This is a genomic window from Calothrix sp. UHCC 0171, from assembly GCF_034931845.1.
Taxonomy (GTDB): domain Bacteria; phylum Cyanobacteriota; class Cyanobacteriia; order Cyanobacteriales; family Nostocaceae; genus Brunnivagina.
The window spans coordinates 52,480-73,341 of sequence record NZ_JAYGHN010000007.1 but is presented as its reverse complement, the minus strand read 5'-3'; the positions used below and the strand labels follow the sequence as shown (position 1 = coordinate 73,341).

At 38.1% G+C, this 20,862-nt stretch carries 19 protein-coding genes and 2 pseudogenes; 10 read left to right on the top strand and 11 right to left on the bottom strand.

Features of this window, described 5'->3' with window-relative positions; genetic code table 11:
• Window positions 1–208 precede the first annotated feature (208 nt).
• From VB733_RS07725 to VB733_RS07715, 3 genes are all read left to right on the top strand, one after another.
• The gene (locus VB733_RS07725; protein ID WP_323339498.1) at window positions 209–1,447 is read left to right on the top strand and encodes an ABC transporter substrate-binding protein; all 1,239 of its coding nucleotides are present in this window, start codon (window positions 209–211) and stop codon (window positions 1,445–1,447) included.
• Between the two features lie 110 nt (window positions 1,448–1,557).
• Entirely contained in the window at window positions 1,558–2,643 is a 1,086-nt protein-coding gene (locus VB733_RS07720; protein ID WP_323339497.1) for an iron ABC transporter permease, read from the top strand.
• A gap of 144 nt (window positions 2,644–2,787) precedes the next feature.
• Window positions 2,788–4,332 carry a sensor histidine kinase gene (locus VB733_RS07715; protein WP_323339496.1) on the top strand — a complete coding sequence of 515 codons (1,545 nt, stop codon included), beginning with the start codon at window positions 2,788–2,790 and terminating at the stop codon, window positions 4,330–4,332.
• Between the two features lie 100 nt (window positions 4,333–4,432).
• Here the strand turns inward: VB733_RS07715 and VB733_RS07710 are convergent, their stop codons facing one another.
• The gene (locus VB733_RS07710; protein ID WP_416336301.1) at window positions 4,433–5,368 is read right to left on the bottom strand and encodes a tetratricopeptide repeat protein; all 936 of its coding nucleotides are present in this window, start codon (window positions 5,366–5,368) and stop codon (window positions 4,433–4,435) included.
• 104 nt (window positions 5,369–5,472) lie between these two features.
• Here VB733_RS07710 and VB733_RS07705 point away from each other — a divergent pair, with 104 nt between their 5' ends.
• A complete protein-coding gene (locus VB733_RS07705; protein ID WP_323339495.1) occupies window positions 5,473–6,645 on the top strand; it encodes a glycosyltransferase family 4 protein in 1,173 nt (390 codons plus the stop codon).
• 190 nt (window positions 6,646–6,835) lie between these two features.
• Here the strand turns inward: VB733_RS07705 and VB733_RS07700 are convergent, their stop codons facing one another.
• Window positions 6,836–7,132: a hypothetical protein gene (locus VB733_RS07700; protein WP_323339494.1), complete on the bottom strand. Its 297-nt coding sequence runs from the start codon at window positions 7,130–7,132 to the stop codon at window positions 6,836–6,838.
• Between the two features lie 966 nt (window positions 7,133–8,098).
• Between VB733_RS07700 and hemJ the strand changes: the two genes are divergently transcribed.
• Window positions 8,099–8,689: a protoporphyrinogen oxidase HemJ gene (gene hemJ / locus VB733_RS07695; RefSeq protein ID WP_323339493.1), complete on the top strand. Its 591-nt coding sequence runs from the start codon at window positions 8,099–8,101 to the stop codon at window positions 8,687–8,689.
• Window positions 8,690–8,787: 98 nt separating this feature from the next.
• On the opposite strand, the gene VB733_RS07690 is transcribed toward hemJ, so the two are convergent.
• The gene (locus VB733_RS07690; RefSeq protein ID WP_323339492.1) at window positions 8,788–9,180 is read right to left on the bottom strand and encodes an MAPEG family protein; all 393 of its coding nucleotides are present in this window, start codon (window positions 9,178–9,180) and stop codon (window positions 8,788–8,790) included.
• A 68-nt stretch (window positions 9,181–9,248) separates the two neighbouring features.
• Between VB733_RS07690 and VB733_RS07685 the strand changes: the two genes are divergently transcribed.
• On the top strand, window positions 9,249–10,112 hold the full coding sequence (locus tag VB733_RS07685) for a DUF6671 family protein (RefSeq protein ID WP_323339491.1): 864 nt from the start codon (window positions 9,249–9,251) through the stop codon (window positions 10,110–10,112).
• Window positions 10,113–10,173: 61 nt separating this feature from the next.
• Here VB733_RS07685 and VB733_RS07680 read toward each other — a convergent pair whose 3' ends face one another.
• The 3 genes from VB733_RS07680 to apcB all read right to left on the bottom strand — a co-directional run bounded on the left by VB733_RS07680 (window position 10,174) and on the right by apcB (window position 12,958).
• Complete coding sequence (locus VB733_RS07680; protein ID WP_323339490.1) at window positions 10,174–11,139, bottom strand: lysophospholipid acyltransferase family protein; 966 nt, start codon at window positions 11,137–11,139, stop codon at window positions 10,174–10,176.
• 338 nt (window positions 11,140–11,477) lie between these two features.
• Window positions 11,478–12,131 (bottom strand): hypothetical protein, encoded by a 654-nt coding sequence (locus VB733_RS07675; RefSeq protein WP_323339488.1) that lies wholly within the window; start codon window positions 12,129–12,131, stop codon window positions 11,478–11,480.
• Between the two features lie 317 nt (window positions 12,132–12,448).
• The gene (gene apcB / locus VB733_RS07670) at window positions 12,449–12,958 is read right to left on the bottom strand and encodes an allophycocyanin subunit beta (protein WP_096614579.1); all 510 of its coding nucleotides are present in this window, start codon (window positions 12,956–12,958) and stop codon (window positions 12,449–12,451) included.
• A 435-nt stretch (window positions 12,959–13,393) separates the two neighbouring features.
• Here apcB and glnA point away from each other — a divergent pair, with 435 nt between their 5' ends.
• The gene (gene glnA / locus VB733_RS07665; protein ID WP_323339487.1) at window positions 13,394–14,812 is read left to right on the top strand and encodes a type I glutamate--ammonia ligase; all 1,419 of its coding nucleotides are present in this window, start codon (window positions 13,394–13,396) and stop codon (window positions 14,810–14,812) included.
• A gap of 224 nt (window positions 14,813–15,036) precedes the next feature.
• On the opposite strand, the gene VB733_RS07660 is transcribed toward glnA, so the two are convergent.
• Entirely contained in the window at window positions 15,037–15,237 is a 201-nt protein-coding gene (locus tag VB733_RS07660; protein WP_323339486.1) for a hypothetical protein, read from the bottom strand.
• A gap of 383 nt (window positions 15,238–15,620) precedes the next feature.
• Entirely contained in the window at window positions 15,621–16,523 is a 903-nt protein-coding gene (locus VB733_RS07655; RefSeq protein ID WP_323339485.1) for a LysR family transcriptional regulator, read from the bottom strand.
• A gap of 91 nt (window positions 16,524–16,614) precedes the next feature.
• Here VB733_RS07655 and VB733_RS07650 point away from each other — a divergent pair, with 91 nt between their 5' ends.
• The 3 genes and pseudogenes from VB733_RS07650 (at window position 16,615) to VB733_RS07640 (ending at window position 19,486) form a co-directional block, all read left to right on the top strand.
• On the top strand, window positions 16,615–17,355 hold the full coding sequence (locus VB733_RS07650) for an SDR family oxidoreductase (protein WP_323339484.1): 741 nt from the start codon (window positions 16,615–16,617) through the stop codon (window positions 17,353–17,355).
• A 9-nt stretch (window positions 17,356–17,364) separates the two neighbouring features.
• Window positions 17,365–18,546: an MFS transporter gene (locus VB733_RS07645; RefSeq protein WP_323339483.1), complete on the top strand. Its 1,182-nt coding sequence runs from the start codon at window positions 17,365–17,367 to the stop codon at window positions 18,544–18,546.
• Window positions 18,547–18,662: 116 nt separating this feature from the next.
• A pseudogene (locus tag VB733_RS07640) lies at window positions 18,663–19,486 on the top strand (Rpn family recombination-promoting nuclease/putative transposase).
• A 162-nt stretch (window positions 19,487–19,648) separates the two neighbouring features.
• Here the strand turns inward: VB733_RS07640 and VB733_RS07635 are convergent.
• The 3 genes and pseudogenes from VB733_RS07635 to VB733_RS07625 form a co-directional block, all read right to left on the bottom strand.
• Entirely contained in the window at window positions 19,649–20,068 is a 420-nt protein-coding gene (locus tag VB733_RS07635) for a type II toxin-antitoxin system VapC family toxin (RefSeq protein WP_323339482.1), read from the bottom strand.
• The gene (locus tag VB733_RS07630) at window positions 20,065–20,358 is read right to left on the bottom strand and encodes a hypothetical protein (RefSeq protein WP_323339481.1); all 294 of its coding nucleotides are present in this window, start codon (window positions 20,356–20,358) and stop codon (window positions 20,065–20,067) included. The genes VB733_RS07635 and VB733_RS07630 overlap by 4 nt, the downstream gene beginning before the upstream one ends.
• A gap of 290 nt (window positions 20,359–20,648) precedes the next feature.
• Window positions 20,649–20,862: pseudogene (locus VB733_RS07625) on the bottom strand (hypothetical protein); the annotation flags it as partial.

The window sequence follows — 20,862 nt, the reverse complement described above, 5'->3', positions numbered from 1 at the left end:
TAGTCGCAATATGAGAGTAATCTAGCAGGAAAAGACTCGATTGCTTCAACCTTGCTGCTTTTTGATACACTTGCTTTCCAGAAATATCCGGTTAAGTTTTGATATCCCTGACTTTTTGTAGAAGTTAGGGGTGAGTTTGGTTAGAGATATTTGTCCAAAAAGCATCATAAATTTCTATCGTAAATTCCTATCATAAATTCGGATTATAATGACATACAAAAGACATTATTCAAAATTAGCAATTTTCTGGTTCAATCTATTGATTATCTCTATATTAATCATTGCCTGCAACAACCAAGAAAATAAGATTCAACAACCAATACAAACTACGATGAATCCGGCTTGTGTGCAGCAATATGATGGGAATCGTGATTATTTTTCCGAAAAAATCAACATTACCTATGCTAAAGGTTTTAATGTTGAATATCACAAAAACTATAAAATAGTTACCATCAAGGAACCTTGGAAAGATGCAACAACCGCTTTTCAATATATTTTAGTACAGTGCGGAACTCCACTACCACAAGATTTTTCTCAAAAAGATTTAAACAATACCCAAATAATTAATGTACCTGTTAATTCTGTGATTGCTCTTTCCACAACTCATTTACCCCATTTAGCTAAATTGGGATTAGTTGATAAATTAATTGGTATTAGTGATGCTAAAACCGTAAATACACCAGAAGTTGTGGCAAAAATGAAAGCTGAAAAACTGGTTACTGTTGGTAGTGATAATAGTATCAATATTGAAAAAGTATTAGAATTAAACCCAGAATTAATTATGACTTACGGTTCTGGGAATCCCACAATAGATAGTTATCCTAAGTTGTTAGAATCTGGTTTAAAAGTGGTAATTAATGCCGAATATATGGAAGACTCACCTTTAGGAAGAAGCGAATGGTTGAAATTTACTGCCCTATTTTTTAATCAGGAAAAGAATGCAGAAGAAATCTTTACAAAAACCGCCAAAAGATATACAGAAATAGCGACAAAAGCCAAGTCTACTAAAACACGCCCAACGGTATTTGTTGGTTCAAATTTTAAAGGCACTTGGTACATATCAGGTGGTAAAAGTTATGCAGCGAAGTATCTGGAAGATGCAGGAGCAAATTATTTATGGCGGGATAATCAGTCTTCTGGTAGTTTACCCCTATCCTTTGAAACAATTAGCGATCGCGCCAATAATGCAGACTACTGGTTAAATTTTAATCCCCAGTGGCAACAGAAACAAGATATCTTATCTGAAGATAATCGTTATGGTGATTTTAAAGCTGTTAAAAATGGAAATTTATACAATAATAATGCACGAGTCAATGAAAGTGGTGGCAATGACTATTGGGAAGGAGGCATTAGCAATCCTGATGTAGTTTTATCTGATCTAATTAAAATTTTTCACCCAGGTATCTTACCAAAACATAAATTAGTTTTTTATCGTCATGTGAATTAGTTTTGATATCATATTCGCCTGAATAAGCTGTGAATATCTCTCCGAATGACTGAAAATATATTTTATTTTCCCTACACTACCGCTAAAAAAATCAAATAATAGTTCTATATATGTTTATTAAAACAAGAATTTTTATATATATTTTGAGGTATATTCGGCAGCTTTTCAAAAAGAGAAATTCTCTACTATTTTTAATAATATTTGGAATTTTAAGTCTAGCTTTTTTATTAGATATTACTCTTGGTTCAGTACAAATCCCCATAACTGAAGTCATCAAAATTTTGTTGGGTGGAGAATCAGAAAAACCTAGCTGGACAAACATTATTTTTAAATTTAGATTACCAAAAGCGATTACTGCTATGCTTGCTGGTGCTGCTTTAGGTATCAGTGGATTACAGATGCAAACACTTTTTAGAAATCCACTTGCAGGACCTTTTGTATTAGGAATTAGTTCGGGTGCTTCCCTAGGTGTGGCTTTGCTGGTACTCACAGTAAATCTAGCTGGGATGGGGACAATTTTTCCAACTTTGGGTATTTTTGGTGATTTAAGTTTAGTTATTGCCTCAAGTTTAGGTGCTGCTGCCGTGCTAGGTTTAGTATTGCTTGTATCGCGCCGTGTCCGAGATACAATGACACTATTAATTTTGGGTTTATTATTTGGTTATGCCACGAGTGCCTTAGTTAGCATTTTGTTACATTTTAGCGATACTCAAAAAATCCAAGTATATCTGCAATGGACTTTCGGTAGCTTTGCGGGCGTAACATGGCAACAAATGCCCATTTTAGCAACGGTGGTAATATTAGCTTTGATAATTGCCGTAGTGTTATCGAAACCATTAAATGTGTTGCTCGTAGGTGAATCCTATGCTTTAACATTAGGATTAAATTTGCCAAAAACGAGATTTTGGGTAATTACTAGTGCCTCAATCTTAGCAGGTGTAATTACAGCATTTTGTGGACCGATCGCATTCTTGGGTGTAGCAGTTCCCCATCTATGTAGAAGTCTGTTTAATACCTACGACCATCGGATTTTAGCACCTGCTACGATGATTATGGGGGCTATATTGGCACTAATTGCTGATTTAATCTGTGTGCTACCAGGATATGAAACTGTTTTACCTCTGAACTCCGTCACTGCTTTAATTGGTACACCTGTGGTTGCTTGGGTAATTTTACGACGGTATTATGTAGTCTAAAAATCAAATCATACCCGGATTCAACAACGTCAAAATATTTCTATTTATTTTGTAATTATATGCGTCCCTAAAACCTGCATAATCTAAATTCAGTTTTATTATATACTTTACTAGCACTGACATATACTTATATAAAAATACCTCATGGTCGATGTAGACTCGCACAAAACGCGATGGTTTCAGGATATTCAGGCGATTGTATACCAACGCCCTTCTTACTGTATTGTAGTCGCAGTCACACTTACCTTAGGGCTATTCATACCCCAAGTCGTGATGAATTGGCGTACTTACAAAAACTTTCATTATATTAGTCAACAAGAATTACGGTTACAAAAATTGAGCGATCGCATTACTTATTTAGATGAAGTATTAACGATGTCTGCGCGAATGAATGCGGCGACGGGAAATCGGATTTGGGAAGCAAGATATAAGCAATTTGAATCTGATTTAGATGCGGCAATCAAAGAATCAATTAATCTAATTCCAGAAGTATATTCAAGTCAGGATGCACAACAAGTTGATATTGCCAATCAAAAATTAGTTGAAATGGAGACTCGTTCGTTTGAATTAGTCCAAAAAAATCAATCTCAATCTGCATTAGAGCTACTATCCAGTCCAGAATATCAAAAACAAAAGCAAATTTATGCTCAAGGTGTAGAACAACGCAATCAACAAATTCAACAAATTTTAAAATTGCAGACTGAGAATTACCATCAAGACTTAAGTTTATCATTTATCTTAATGGCATTAACCTTATCTTTACTAATCCCATTTTGGTTTTTGGTATTACGTATTTTGCAAACATATTTGCGCGATCGCAATTTGGCATTAGCTAAACTGGAAACTGTAAATTATGAACTCAATTTATCGATTCAACAGTTACAACAAGCACAAAAACTAATTCAAGATGAAAAGATATCTAGCTTAACGCAAATGGTTGCTGGTATAGCTCACGAAATTAATAATCCTGTGAGTTTTATTCGCGGAAATTTAACTCATATCCAACAATATAGTCAGGAACTGATGGATATAATTGATTTATATCAACAAGAAGTAGTTCCTGCTCCTGCCATTATTCTTGACAAATTTGATGAAATAGATTTTGATTTTATCAGCGAAGATATTACAAAAGCTCTACAGTCGATGTATGTAGGCACAGAAAGGATTAAAGAAATAGTTTTGGGACTGCGAGCATTTTCCTGTTTAGATGAGTCACAACGGAAAAAGATAGATATTCATAGTGGATTAGAAAGTACAATTTTATTACTTCAACATCATCTCCAAAGTCTGAAAATTGAGGTAATTCGCGAATATAGTCAGTTACCTTTAGTTGATTGTTATCCCAGTCAACTAAATCAGGTTTTTATGAGTTTAATTAAGAATGCAATTGAAGCAATTGAAGCATCAAAAATCCTCAAAGGTCAAATTATAATTCGTAGCCAATTATATCAACCAGGATGGATTCGTATCTCAATTATTGATAATGGTAATGGCATCAATCCGCAGATTCAAACAAAGGTATTTGAACCCTTTTTTACGACAAAAGCTATTGGTAGTAGTAAAGGACTAGGATTATCGATTGGACATCAAATTATTACGCGATCGCACCAAGGTAAGCTTTATTTCCAATCTACACAATCCACATCTGGATGCGAATTTGTGATTGAAATTCCTACTCAGTTAGCATAATATTAAACTACCAAAGAAAATGTAATCAAGAGGAGTGAATTTAGGCATCATTTTAACTAAAAAATTAACTTAAAATTTTAAATTTTAAATTAACTTAAAATTAAATAGAAGGCTCCACACCCAATTTGTGCATTGTTTTGAGCATTTGTTGAGCTTGTCTTTCATCTCCCAAGCGTTTGTAAATTTGGTATGCTTGACGATAATGGTAAATAGCATCCTCATGTTGATTTAACTTATGAAATACTGCACCTATCGCTAGTTGAACCTTTGCTTGTTTAGGAACTATTTTTAATTCTTCACTCAAGATTAAAGCTGTACGCAAAAAACCTAGAGCTTTCACATACAATTTCTCACGATAATATATAGTAGCAATGTTAAAAAATAATTGTTCCTGGCTTTGTTTCGCGCCAATTTTTTGCAAAATAGTCAAGGACTGTTGATAGTAGCTTAATGCTTTATTATTTTTGCCAGTATTCTGATAAGTAATCGCAATTCTCGATAATGCAGCAGCCTCTCCAAAGCGATTACCAATTTCCCTACTAATATTTAGAGATTCGATATTATATTCAATCGCCTGTTCAATTTGGTTTGTTTGACTGCATACATCGCTTAATCCTTGCAAAATTGCACTTCTAACCCGCTTTTCGCCAATCTCATCAGAAATTGCCAATGCTTTTAACAGATAATCCTTGGACTTGGCGTATTGATTTATACCCTTATATGCTTGTCCAAGACTATGGAGACTCACCATAATTAAATCTCGGTAATTATTTTCCCACGCGATCGCCAAGGCTTGATTACACAAATCAATTGCCATTTCCCAACCACGTAATTGTAGGTAAATACTTCCCAAGTTAACCAAAGAGTCTGCTGTTGCTTTTACTTCTCCCAACTCACGAGCAATTGTCAAAGCCCGATTTTCATAATCTAAAGCTTTTGAAAATTCTCCTAAAAACTGATAAACATTCCCCAAGGAACCGAGAGCGCTTTTTTGCCAGCTGCGTTCATTCATCTCGCAAGCCAGGGCATACTGTATCTGAAAACACTCTATCGCTTGTTCATACTCCCCTAAGTTTTGGTAATTAGTCCCTTTTCCCCAAAACCCAGCTATCTGTAATATCCGATTTCCACTATTACGAGTTGCGACAATTTAATCATGAAGTCACTTTAGTCACACAGCGTCATCAAGATGTCACCGATGTAGAAGTAGAAGAACTGCGTTCATGGGTATACAAATTAATTGTCTTTCCACTTCCAGGAGAGATAAAGAGTGAGAATCATTTTGCAGGGATATTTGCAAAGGCAGGGAGATTCGCAGAATCCTTGCTGAAAGCCACTCCTGCCAATGTTTTATATCGCTATTCCCCAGAAATTCAGCAAATTGTGGATGAGTATGTAACGCAGGACAAATGTGATGTGATTACTTGCGAACATAGCGTTAACGAGATATATGTAAGACCAGAATTTCGCAACCGTATAAATACAGTAATAGACATCCATAGTTCAGTATACGGATGGGTACGAAATCATTTAGAGATGGGCGCATCTTCCTATGCATTGCGCGATCGCCTATACTTGAATTTAGTTCTGAGCCGCTATGAACGTCGCTATTGCAGTAAATTTCAGAATATAGTCGTGACGACGGAAGATGACAAAAATGAGTTTTTAAAACTTCGTCCTGATATTGATATTCAGGTAATTCCCAATGGTGTAGATTTGGAATTATTCCCCTATCGTAGTTATGATGTCGCTGACAATGGCTTAATTTTTGTCGGTGCAATGGATGCTTCCCACAATATCGATGCCGCAACTTTTTTTGCTTTGGAGGTATTTCCAGAAATCAAAAATCGCTATCCTCAAGCGACATTTAGCATTGTTGGGGCGCGTCCAACACCAGAAGTACAAGACTTAGCCAAAAATCCTGGTGTCATCGTCACCGGAAAAGTCCCATCAATGGTAGAGTCTCTACACGCCGCTACTGCCTGCATTGTACCCCTAAGAACTGGCTTTGGCATCAAAAATAAAACCTTGGAAGCAATGGCAGCTGGTGTACCCGTAGTAGGAAGCGATCGCGGTTTGGAAGGTTTGGCTGTAGACTCTAATAATGTACCTCTGCGAGCTTTACGTGCGAATACAAAGGGTGAGTATGTAGCCGCGATTAGCCGCCTATTTGATAATCCCCATCTGCGAGAAGAATTATCTCATCATGCTAGGCAACTTGTAGAAATGGAATTTACTTGGGAAAGCGCAGGTAAGCGTTATGAGCAAGTTTGTTTGGGAACAGAAAATTCTCGGTTGTTTATTGATTTTTAAATCTAGATTTTCGCTTCAATGAATTTAGAGACGTTCTCCACCACGTCTCTAATCAATTGCTCTTAAATTGCTATTATCACCTAAGTATTATCCGATTCAAAACAGGCAAGTGGTGTTATTTGGACAGCAGGGAATCACAAAAACTCAATCAATTCTGTCTCCATCAATTCTGTGAACATCCAAGTAATAATTACTGTTGCATTGTCGGAAAAATTCTACTGCTAATGGGAATACGTGGATTAGAATTGGCGACAGTTGTACTTTCTGGCGAGGCTTGACTGACTGTATCTGAAGATAATACTGACTTATCTTGGCTGGAGTTATTTTCACTTTCTGAACTCCCTTGCGATACAGCAGGCAGCTTTTCTAAATTACTACTTTCACCATCACGAGATTGAGTAGCTGTTTGTGCATAACATGGGTTTAACACCATAGCAGAACTAGCCACTAGACCCAAAGCTAGCAGATGAGTTGTATATTTATACATTTGACTCCTATTAATGAATTGTTAAAAAAATCAGAAAATTAAGTTCAAAAATTAGAGTTTTCAAAAACTGCAAAATCAAATTAATAAAAAGTTACAGTTGCGCCATTAAGAATAACTAAAAACTTCAAATTTCACAGTCTTTGTCTCAGCCAATCACGACAGAAGTTTGATAAACCTACCAGAAACAGTAGCGCAACTAAATTAAATATAGTTGGAGAAAGATTATTTTTTGAAGCGGATATTTACTGAAATATAAATTTGCTCTGGAAAGATTAAAAAGTATTAATTAGCGTTTTACTCTAGTAAATATTGACCTAAATAAATAAAAATTTTATGAAATTAATCCAATTAATTACAATATTTCGATAGTTATAGGGATTATTACAGTCATCATAGTCTTGGAAGGGCGAAATACTACTGCAATAATTCCCTGAATATTTACGCTACAGTTTTTACTATATCTAACGTCTGTTATAAATAAATTAACCTTGGTGACTAAAGATTGTCAATCAGGGTTAAGACGGAAACAGAAGTAATATCATCTCTGGTTGAATACTTATTATTAAGACTGGCATGGAGACGCGGGGACACGGAGAAATTTTAATTGTAAGTGATTAGTCGAACATGATATAAAACTTCATCTAATACCATTTCACTAAAATCGTGAAACATATCCAAATTCTGAAACCCTTGTAAAATCAGGATTTCTTAATTGCGAATTGCGTAGCTTGCTTCTCGCGGAGCGAGTATTGCGAATTGTGAATTGGTATAAACCTCCATCTAGAGATATCCTTAAAAAATCTTGATTTTAGAAACAACAAAATCTTGCAAATTGTTAAATAGCTGATCAAATCAAGCGATCGCACTTCCAGCATACTATCTATAGCATTCTCAAAATCCCCTTACCCCTGTAACCTAGTATTTAGCAGCCTCAAGGCGAGGATAACAAAAGGCAGGTTATACATAATGGCATATCAATGGTTTAAAGCATTTCATATCATTGGCGTTGTCGTCTGGTTCGCCGGATTATTCTATTTAGTACGTCTATTTATCTATCACATCGAAGCCGAACAGGAACCAGAACCCGCCAAAAGTATCCTCAAAAAGCAATACACCATCATGGAAAAGCGGCTTTACGGCATCATCACCACACCAGGTATGCTAGTAACAGTTGCTTGTGCGATCGGATTATTGGTGACACAATCGGAATGGTTACATCAAACATGGATGCACTTCAAACTTGGCTTTGTTGCTTTATTGCTAGGTTATCACCACTATTGCAAACGCCTAATGCGGCAACTGGAACAAGGAACTTGTCAATGGACAAGTCAGCAAATGCGGGCAATGAACGAAGCGCCTACAGTATTACTGGTAATTATTGTCATGTTGGTGATTTTCAAAAATAACCTCCCAGTAGACATGACAACCTGGGTAATTTTTGGTTTAGTTCTGCTGATGGCAGTAACCATACAACTTTACGCTCGCAAACGTCGTCTGGACAAAGAAAAAGAACTTGCCGAACTTGCAAATACTCAACAATTGCCAGAACAAGCATAATCTTCCAATGGGAGTTGTGAAGAGTTCGGAAATTTAGAGTGCGTTGCGCGATCGCGTAACGCACCGTAGTAAATTTTTAATGGTGTTATTTTGAGACTTTATTTTGAGACTAAAGATAAAATAATGCCAACAATCGCGCCTAAGAGCAGCACAATCCCAGACAGAGAGCTAATGGCAAAACCGAGCGCTCGCTTTTCCGCAGCTTGATAATATCCCCAAGCATAGGCAATACGTCCCAAAACCCAAACTGCACCAATACCCGCACCCCATAAAGGGTTCACGTAGAAAGAAAATAGCCATAGTGCAGGTAAGAAGAAAACCATCTGTTCTAAGGTATTTTGTTGAACCCGCAACACTCGCTCAAAGTTAGGTTCCCCTGACATTTGTGGGACTGGTACTTTGTATTTAGCTCTGGCTCTGCCAACATTGATTGTGAGTACAAAATAAACTAGGAGTGTAGAAGCAGTTACAAGACTAGTCCAGGGTGACATATCTAAATATTTTGATGAAACTAGTTTAATTCTAAACTTGATTTTGTAACTTTTTGGCAAGGGTAAAAATGCAAAAACAGTCATTATTTACCAATCGGCAGGCAATACTGGCAACTATGCATAAAAAAGAGCAAGTTATTGCACCGATTTTCAAACAAGAATTAGGAATGGAAGTAATAATTCCAGAAGATTTTAATACAGATATTTTTGGAACTTTTAGTCGAGAAATTAAACGAGTCGGAACGCAAATTGAAGCGGCAAGATTCAAAGCTGAAAAAGCCTTAGAAATAACAGGTGCAAAAATTGCGATCGCCAGTGAAGGTAGTTTTGCTCCCCATCCCCATCTGCCATATATTTCTAGTAATAAAGAAATAGTTATATTGATTGATAAAGAACAGGATTTAGAGATAATTGGGGAAGAGTTTTCCATTGAAACCAATCACAATCATCAAGTCATAGATAACTTAGAAGATGCATTGATTTTTGCGAAAAAGGTAGGATTTCCCGAACATGCTTTAATTGTCATGTTGAATGAAAATCCTCAAAAGCATCATGAAGTATTTAAAGGTATTAATACTCAAGAAAAACTAGTCGAAGCCGTAAATTTTACATTGAACAATTCTCCAACAGGTAAAGCTCATCTTGAAACAGATATGAGAGCAATGTATAACCCGACTCGGATGAAGAATATTGCCAAAGCAACTCGCAATTTAATTAGTAAAATTAACAGTTCTTGCCCACAGTGTGCCACACCTGGTTTTGAAATTACACAACGAATTCCAGGTTTACCTTGTGCAATGTGCAACGCACCAACTTTATTAACGAAAGCGGTAATTTATCAATGTCAACGATGTGGATTTAAGCAAGAAAAATTATTTCCAGATGGGATTGAACTTGCCGAGCCGGGACAATGTATGTATTGTAATCCTTAAATATAGTGATTAGTTAATCATACAGTTTTAACCTGAAGATGCATTTCCTATGATTAGCCACTTACCAAAACAAATGGTTTAAAAAATTCCGTAAAGGTTTCTTCCCAACTGGCTCAGAATAATCTGTTGGTAATAAATTTTGTATTGCTACTTGTAACTCGTCTACTACTGTTTGAATTTGCTCTGCCTTGAGTCGATGAGACTGTGGAAAAATCAAAGGTTCCCCAATTCTCACAATTAATTCCTTACGGAAAAATAGGTCTTTTGTTCCAATTAGGGCAATAGGTAAAATTGGGACACCGGAGCGTAATGCATAAATTGCAGCACCACGTTTTAATGGTAATACCTGCCCTTCAACATTACCTAATTTACCTTCAGGAAAAATTAAAACACTGTCACCACGATTAAATATTCCCTGAACAATTCGATCTAATCTCCGCATTGATTCGATAGAATTTCCCTTAGGCACATACTTTTCGATATCCGCAGCAAGTTCTGTCAAATCTTCACGTCCAGCTTTTGCTGCGGCAATGACTGCTATTTCCTCCTTCCACATTCTTTCCAGAGGTATCACTCCCTTTGCAAAATGCAACAGGATTCGCTTCCATTTATTGTTATATAAAGTACGAGCATCACCCAAAATATGAAAATATGGTTTTGCGGGTAATTCCGATAGTAGTAAAAATGGATCAATATGGTTGAGGTGATTTGCCGCTATCAACACCGGAGTATTCGGAATGCGATCGCTATTTTCAACTTTAACGCGAAATAAAGTATTTATAATTATCCGCATTACCACACGCCGAATTTCACCGCTAATTTTCCACTCTTTGCCGCCTTCCGCCAATGCTTGCTGCGATGATAGCACCTGTTCTATTATTTGATTAGAAATGCGATCGCGGGCAAAATCTACGCCTTCACGGGCACGTTGGATTGCTTCTGCTGTTAATTCGGATTGATTATTAACTTGGTTGTTAACAAGTAATGCTGGCTTAACTGTCTGGTGGTAATGCAAAGTAGAGTTCATTGTCAGTTCTCTAGCTGGAAATAATAATTGCGAATTAGTAATACGATTTCAATCCCAGTTGGGAAATAATTAGTATTGATTGAGGTATATAACTAAACTACCGGAAATCAAGTAACCAAGGGATATCACCTAGACAGTTTTTGCTAATGTCCTTCCGAAAATCCGCCATAACTCTAGAAATATCCAGAAATCCCCAGAAATAAAAATAATTTTTCTTAATTTTGGTAGACAGACGCTTAATTGTCATACATGTGGTTATTTGAAAATGCACTCGATATTTTTTGGACTACTGGTGCATTATCTGGAGGAAGGCATTTGATTTTGATTGCAAATTACGCTTAAAATTCCTTCCAAGCAAAATCCCGCATCAATTGTCGCGATTTATCAGTGTATGCAACTCTATTTTCCTGCCTAGCTTTCAAAACCGTTTCTAAAGACTTAATAATTTGAGATATTTGTGGAACTGCACGCTTGTGAGGATGATTCTGAAAATATAAACATTCTTTAGTTGCCGATAACTCATCTTTACGGGGAGGTGCGTAGAAACTTAAAGCTTCTCTGGCGAGACAAGCACCAACTATTTCCACGTAGTTTGGATAGGTGACACAAAATACTAAAATTTCATCATCTTCTGGTTCATATACCACCGGGTCTGTTTTTTGAAAAGCCCATGACTTTTCCGAGCGATCGCAATGTACACTTTTGACATGGATTCTGGCATTTACCGTTTTGATATCCGCATCAAAACTTTTCTGATGCCTCTGATAAATGGAAAAATCAACCCCTTCAGTAATCTTTACCCCTATCCTCTGGATTTCTCTCTCAACAGCTAATTCTGCTAACTTTGCCCAATACGCTTGATTGACAATAATTGTAATGTCTCTTTGATTCCTGTTCTGAGCATAAATATCGCCAACAGTGTCTGCATAAATCTCAGCAAACTCTCTACAACCTTGTTTATCTTCCTCAGTCAGCCTTACTTTTGCAGCCATTTAGAAAAATTCTCAGCAACAGCGTACTAATTAACATCAGTATTCCTAGGGATGATTCCGCAAATCACAGTACCGAGCTAACACTTATGATGGACAAATTCTTCCCATCATTCATTTTTCTCCGCGTCCCCCCATCAGCCCGACATCAGTTGCTGCATAAAAAATCGCACCTGCTAAGATGCAAGCGCGAAAATATTTATATTCTAGAATCTAAAAATTTAGAATCCAAGAATGTAGAATCCAAAATCAGTCTTGGAAAGTTTAGCGGGGCAGAAACCGACACCGCCGACTTTCCACAAAATGCACCACCTAAAATCCTAAATATCTGTCTCGCTTAACTCACGAGTTAAATGGTCAAAAGGCTCATCAATAAAGCTAGTATTGGCAATTCCAGCAGCAGCAGCCTGTTCCTTGACGATATCCTTCATAATCTGGATACCGCGAACTGTAGGACCAATAGGCACGCTTAACGAATTATAAGTTTCGCGCAAGCCCTGCAATACTCGCTCGTTGAGAACATCCATATTACCAGCTACAAGTGCATAGGTGGCATAGCGCAAATAATAATCCATATCGCGCAAACAAGCCGCATAACGACGGGTAGTATAAGCATTCCCACCCGGACGAATCAGTTCGGGCAGTTCATCAAACAAAGCCGAGCCAGCTTGCTTGACAATTGCTGCGGCGTTAGCATTAACTGCTGCTGCCGCTTGTATCCGTGCGGTTCCGCTTTCAAAATATGATTTCAGATCATCTATGGCAATCCGGTCAAAATAACGTCCGGCAACGTCATAATTCTTAATTAAGCTTGTAACAGCGTCCCGCATTCCTTTTATCTCCCAATCAATCCTTTTGTATGCTTTGATATTAATTTTGCTGCCAATTATGCAATAAATGCATAAGCAACTTTTGACGTTACTTTCTTACCACTAAAATATCTTTAACTATATTTCGGGTGGCAGAGAAACATTCTTCTAATAAAGGATTCTAAGCCAAAGTTGTCCCTGTGAAATCTACTTTGTAGTTTTGTATAGTTATAACTGGGTAAAGGTTAATATAACCTTTAAAACTTTAGTTCTGTATCAAAAGGCACGTTTTTATCGACTGCCTATTCATAGGATATTCCAGGTGTCTCAGAATTTGGTTAGACCAACAGGGTCAGCAATGCATTGAGTAACAATGCGTTGAAGAGTATAACTAAAATGGCAATTTCCCTGGATTGGAAATTGAGGATTGAAATAACCGGGAGATAAGGAGTAACCATGACAACCCCACAAGAAGTCTTGAAAATGATTCAAGACAAAAAAATTCAGATGATCGATCTGAAATTCATTGATATGTTGGGAACTTGGCAGCATTTGACTATGTACCAAGACCAAATTGATGAAAGCAGCTTTACCGAAGGCGTACCTTTCGATGGTTCCAGTATCCGGGGTTGGAAAGGGATCGAAGCTTCGGACATGACAATGGTTCTCGATGCCAATACTGCTTGGATCGACCCTTTCATGGCAGAACCGACATTGAGTATCATTTGTAGTATTGCCGAGCCTCGTACTGGTGAAGCTTACGATCGCTGTCCTCGTTCGATCGCTCAACGGGCGATCGATTACGTAATTGCTAGCGGTGTTGGTGATACAGTATTCTTTGGTCCAGAAGCGGAATTTTTTATCTTTGATGATGTTCGTTTCGACCAAAATGCAAGTTCTGGCTACTACTACGTCGATTCTGTAGAAGGTAAGTGGAACTCTGGTAGAACTGAAGCTGGTGGTAACTTAGGTTACAAACCTCGTTTCAAAGAAGGCTATTTCCCCGTTGCACCTACTGATACTTTTCAAGATATGCGGACGGAAATGCTGCTGACGATGAAAGAGTTGGGTGTACCCATCGAGAAACACCACCACGAGGTAGCAACTGGGGGGCAATGCGAACTCGGCTTCAAGTTCGGTAAATTAATTCAAGCTGCTGACTGGTTGATGACTTACAAGTATGTCATCAAGAACGTTGCCAAGAAATACGGTAGAACCGTAACCTTCATGCCCAAGCCTGTATTTGGCGATAATGGTTCGGGTATGCACTGTCACCAATCAATTTGGAAAGATGGTAAACCCCTGTTCGCAGGGGATAAATATGCTGGTTTGAGCGAGATGGCGCTGCATTACATCGGCGGTATTCTCAAACATGCACCTGCACTGTTGGCAATTACTAACCCAACTACCAATTCCTACAAGCGCTTGGTTCCCGGTTACGAAGCACCTGTTAACTTGGCTTACTCCCAAGGTAATCGTTCGGCTTCGATTCGGATTCCTTTGTCTGGAAACAATCCTAAAGCAAAGCGCTTAGAATTCCGTTGTCCAGATGCGACTTCTAACCCGTATTTGGCATTTGCGGCAATGCTTTGTGCTGGTTTGGACGGGATTAAAAATAAAATCGATCCAGGCGCACCTTTGGATAAGAACATTTACGAACTTTCCCCAGAAGAACTGGCAAAAGTTCCTTCGACTCCTGGTTCTTTGGATGCGGCATTGGAAGCTTTGGAGCAAGATCACGCTTTCTTGACTGCTGGTGGAGTATTTAGCGAAGACTTTATTCAAAACTGGATTGCTTACAAGCTAGATAACGAAGTCAACCCGATGCGTCTGCGTCCCCATCCTCACGAATTTACTCTCTACTACGATTGTTAATTTGTTTTTTGGGGTAATCGTTTAATAGTTAATGGTTAATTTTTAGTCACTAAATCATTGACACATAACTGTAATCAACGAGATAAATCATAATTTAAGCCACCCGTCAACAATATGGGTGGCTTTTTTTGTCTGTTAGTCAGTGATTAGTTTCCGGTTATGACTTTTTCCCGTGACTAATAACCAGCAACTATTAAGCAATCATCAAATCACGAATAACCAATTTAACTCATCGATGCATTACTGCGATCGCAAATCATTCGCTTGCTAGGGTCAATCTTGCCCTGAACTGGGTTCCAATACTCAGAAACATCTCCAGGAAGACCAATCTCTTGTCCTGCACGTTCTAGCATCGATTGCTGGCGATTTTTAACGCTTTGATAGTGGCTTTGCATCAATGCACGAGCTTTTTCTTGTGTAGACATAACTGAGTCCTCTCTTAATCTTTTAATCTAGATTTTTCTCTTCTCTTTAAATACTATCTCACATTTTTCTGTAACAGGTGTTACACAATGATACTTTTTTATAAAACTTTACAATTTGTCATTGCCCTCATCAAGTCAAGTCCGGCTCATCAATGGCATGAATTCCCAATTAATTTTTCTCTCCATCCCATCAGTTTTATTGTCACTATCCCTCTTTTGTCAGATTGGGAGAATCTAATCGCCCAAACAGTTACAGGGCTTTAATTTCCAAGTTTTGTCTATAAATTTTAGTTTCTGTTAGAAAATAAAGCCTCAAACCTTGATTAAATCAAAGTCTCAGAATCAGCCTGAGATTATTGTTTTCCGAGAGTGACAAAACAGGGCTATGCAAGCGATTTTGCCAGACTCCTGATAATTTCTAAAAAGGCTGATAATGCTGGTGTTAAATTTTCAGCTTTCCAAGCAATACTTAATCCCGCTATTGGTGCTTCAGGAGTCAAGACGCGATAAACAACGCCTGTACGTTGAAAGTTTTTCACATGGGATGGTAGTAGAGAAATACCAATTCCCGCAGCCACAAATCCCAACATTACTTGCATTTCTCTAGCTGCACAGACAAAATTTGGGCGTAAACCGGCTCTTTGGTAAATATCAAAAATCTGTTCATACAATCCACAACCTCGATCGCGAGAAGCTAAAATTAACGGTTCATTAGCGAGTGTAGCGATCGCAATTTCCGGCTGTGCTGCTAAAGGGTGGTTTTCTGGTAAAGCCAAAATTAGAGGTTCCTGAAGCAAGATTTCCACCTCTAAATTTGTATCGGTGATGGGTGGTGTGACAAAACCAACGTCAAGATCATTTTTGCCAAGGGCGAGGACTTGTTCGCTCGTAGTCATGTGCTGCATAACTATCTCCACGTCAGGAAAGCGATCGCGAAATGCTTTGATAGACGTTGGTATAATGTCATACATTGATGACCCTTGAAACCCAACTGTTAACTGACCAATTTCCCCAAGACTAGCTCTTTTTGCTACTCTTATTCCTTGGTCGAAGCGTATCAGAATTTGCTCGACTTCTGCGAGGAAAATTTCACCAGGTAAAGTTAATTTGATTTGACGTTGGTTACGTTCAAATAATAAGATATCCAGTTCTTTTTCTAGATTTTGAATCTGACGACTGAGGGATGGTTGGGTAATATTTAATCTTTCTGCCGCACGACCAAAATTTAACTCTTCCGCTACAGCTAAAAAATATCTCAAGTGACGTAATTCTATATTTTCACTCATGCTTTTCAACTATCGATTCCTTGCTCAGAAGGCATTAGACTTAAATACCAGCTTTACCATAAATTATTAGAGAAGAATCAAAAACATACCCATGAAACTTGAAAATGCTGTGGCTCTTGTTACCGGAGCAAATGGTGGTCTTGGTGGTTATTGGATTGAAGGATTGCAGAATAGTGGAGTTGGGAAAATTTATGCTTGTGCCCGTAATATCCAGAAACTAGAGAGTTTAGTGGCGACAAACCCCAAAACAATTATGGCGATCGAGCTTGATATTACTGATGAAACTTCCATTGCCCAAGCCGCAGCAGAATGTACTGATGTCAATCTATTAATTAACAATGCGGGTATTTTGTTCAATCAAGGCTTAATTGCGTCCAAAGACCTATCAGCAGCTAGAACAGAAATAGAGATTAACTATCTGGGAACATTAGCAATGTGCCGTGCTTTTGCCCCAATTCTCAAAATTAATGGTGGTGGGGCAATTGTCAATATGTTGACTATTTTGGCAAAAGTCAACCTGCCCGCAAACGGTTCCTACTGTGCAGCGAAAGCCGCTACATTTTCCATGACGCAAGGGGTGAGGGCTGAGTTAGCTAGCCAAGGAACCCTAGTTGTTGGTGTGATGCCAGGTACAGTAGATACGGGAATGAGTAAAGATTATCCTCCACCAAAGGTTGCTCCCGCAGAAGTGGTTAGGGAAGGACTACAAGCAGTTGTGGACGGAGTAGAGGACGTTTATCCCGGTGAACAGGCACAGCAGTTAGCTGCACAGTTACTAAGTGACCCGAAAGCAGTGGAAAAAGCTTTAGCACAAATGTTACCAGTGAGTTAATCCAAACGAATGCATCAATCCTCCAATCCTCACTCAATCTCCGCCAAAAGTACCCTCTTAATAATTAGCACCCTCACGGTGATGTCTGGTGCAACAATTGCTCCCTCTTTACCGGCGATGCGGGAATATTTTGCTAACATCCCCAATGCTGATTATTTAGTTCGATTAGCATTAACATTACCAGCATTATTTATAGCTTTGGGTGCGCCACTAGTCGGTATTATTATTGACAGATTTGGACGTAAACCGTTATTACTTTTAGCCTTAATTCTTTACGGATTGGCGGGAAGCTCTGGTTTAGTTCTGAATAGCTTGAATTTAATTTTAGTTGGACGGGCTTTGCTGGGTATTAGCGTTGCGGGTATTATGACTACCGCCACGACATTAATTGCAGATTACTATATTGGTACAGCAAGGGCGCATTTTTTGGGATTGCAAGCAGCTTTTATGGGGTTGGGGGGTGTATTTTTTCTCTCCTTTGGAGGGTTTATTGCTGACCGAAATTGGCGTTATCCCTTCGGTATTTACTTAATTTCACTGCTACTTGTACCATGCGCCTTAATTTTTCTGACAGAACCGAAGCGCAACCAACCTGTAACAGTAGAAAAGGAAATGGTTTCAGATACACCGCAATATCTACCATTAAATTTAGTATTTATTACTTACGGCGTTGGTATTATTACACAGGTTGTATTTTACTTAATTCCCGTACAACTACCGTTTTATCTCAAACAATTATTTGGTGCAGGTGCATCTGAAAGTGGAATTGCGATCGCACTTGCAACTCTATTATCAGCGATCGCTTCGCTATTATACAGACAAATCAAAGCTAAACTCAGCTTTACCGCCATTTACGGTATTGCTTTCCTAAATATGGGCATTGGTTACTACTTCATTAGTTTGGGAACAGCCTATCCAGTAGTATTGTTAGGGTTAGCTGTGGCAGGTTCAGGTTTAGGCTTATTAATGCCGAATATGAATTTTTGCTTGACTTCTGTTACACCTGATGCAATGCGAGGCAAAATTTTAAGTGGGGTGACAACATCACTATTTTTAGGACAATTTCTCTCACCTGTGTTGAGTCAACCTTTGAGTGGAAGAATCGGTTTAGCTAACACCTACGCATCCGCAGGAGGATTGATGTTAGTTTTGGCAGCAGTAGCATTAATTACCTTGTGGAAATGGCGTTAATTTCCCAAACGTATTTACGACATATTTCGCTAACAGCTTGTGCATCTCCACCCATACCTACAAATCGATTTATCCCGACTTAATAATATAATCATGATATTAATTGGGTTATTATTGTGAGTTTCGATAATGTCTGTAAAGTGCTGGCAGAAAAATATCCAGCAGATTTTGTTAGGTGGTTAACTGCTGAAGAATCGACCAATGTTAAGGTTTAAAAACTGAGTTAAGTTTAGAACCAATTCGTGCAGATTCTGTAACTTTTCTACAAACTGCTAATCAGATTTTGCATATTGAATTTCAGACTTTAACGCAGTCAAATCCAGCGATTCCTTTCCGAATGCTAGATTATTCTGTGAGGTTAAAACGTCAATATAAGTGTCCAGTTGTACAGGTTGTAATATTTTTGCAGCAGACGGATGATGAAATCGCTTTTACTGAAGAATACGTGGATGATAGAACTAGACATCGCTATCGTGCAGTAAGAATGTGGGAGCAAGATTCAAGCTTATTTTTGAATAATTCGGCATTGTTACCGTTAGCACCTTTGTGTCGAACTGATTCCCCGCGAGATTTATTATCGCAGATTGCTCAGGAAGTCGCTAAAATTTCAGATAGGGATACAAGGCAAAATACGGCAGCATATATTGAGATTTTAGCAGGTTTACGGTTTGAGAAGGGTTTGATTCGTCAGTTATTAAGTGAGGATATTATGCAGGAATCAGTTATTTATCAGGATATTTTCCAGAAGGGTGAGCAGAAGGAAGCTTTTCGCTTTTTGAATCGACAGTTAAATCGACGTTTTGGTGAGATAGATTCATCAATAATTGAGCGGATCAGAATATTATCTACTGAATAATTAGAAGCGTTGGGGGAAGAATTTTTAAGTTTTTCAAATGTATCTGATTTAGTTACTTGGCTTGAACGAAATACAAGCAGTTAAGTAATCGTAGGGAAAATGTTGGGTTACGACGCATTGAAGATTATTGATTAAATTTACAGATACTTGTGCGTCTTCACGCAACCTATAAATCCCTATAAATCAATGCGATTTTACTCTTTGCTCATGTCACTGAATTGAAGAACGTAATAGTTTTTGTTAGGTTCATATAAACCAACTTTCAATTTTTAGTTCGAGAAAATCAGCGTAGTCTGTCACATTATTAGTAACAATAATCAAACCGTTAACTTGAGCGATCGCAGCAATTTGCCCATCTGCAAATGATGGTGTTTTGCCAATAGTTACCAGACGCGCTCTTTCTGTAGCGTGCCATTTAGCGGCATTAGTATCGTATGGCAGTAATGGTATATTAGGCTCTACTACTTCTTGGAGATATTTTTCTATAGTTTGACGTTTTTTAGACTCTGGAAGACGGTAGCACCCGAAAAGTAGTTCATGATAAACAACAGTGGCTGTTGCTATTTCATTTTCATGTCGTCCCAGCATTTCGAGAATATTTGAGTTAGGAATTGGGCGCAATGGCTCGGATAGAATATTAGTATCTAATAAAAAGCGCAAGTTCACCAACTTACCTCACGTCCAGGTGAAGAATCTCGCACATCTGCAAAAATTTCAGGTTCAATACCTGATACTTCTAATTGTTGTTCCTGACGAAATTTTTCTAGGGATTTGCAGAATTGAGACTCACCCAAGATATTTGCGGTTTTTGTGATTCCTCGAAGTCTGGAGAGGTTTCTGGGTTTTCCCTCTGAATCTGTTTCTTGTTGTAGAGAGGTAAGAAGAGCTTCTACTAATTGCCAACGTTCGGAAATTGGTAGTTGTAACACCTGTTTTTGTAGTTCTTGTAATGTCATTGGGGTTGAGTTTTCATCACGAAATACTCCCTAATTATAAAATGTTGGATTACGATGCATTGAAGATTATTGATTAAATTTACAGATAGTTGTGCGTCTAACCCAGCCTACGAATCGATGCGACTCTACTAGCAGAGTGAGTAGATATTTTATCGTAGGTTGGGTGGAGTGTAGCTTGCTTCCCGGAGGGTAATGTAACCCAACATTTTAATTTCTATATTTAGAGTAGTTGAAAATTTGTTAGTTTTTCCCCCTCAGTTATGTTGGGTTACGCAAAGCCTCCACCCAACCTACGGGAGATTGCGATCGCACTTAAATAACTTCTGAAAGCGTCTCTCATCATCCAACTCTGGATCATCAACGGCAAAAGTAAATTTAATCGTGGGTTCGGCTGTCATCGTACACTCCAAGGTTCCGTAATATACGCAGTTATAATCTACACATTCAAATTCTACGATTTCGGTCAGGAAAAAGATAGCGTTTACGCGATCGCAGCAGCTAATA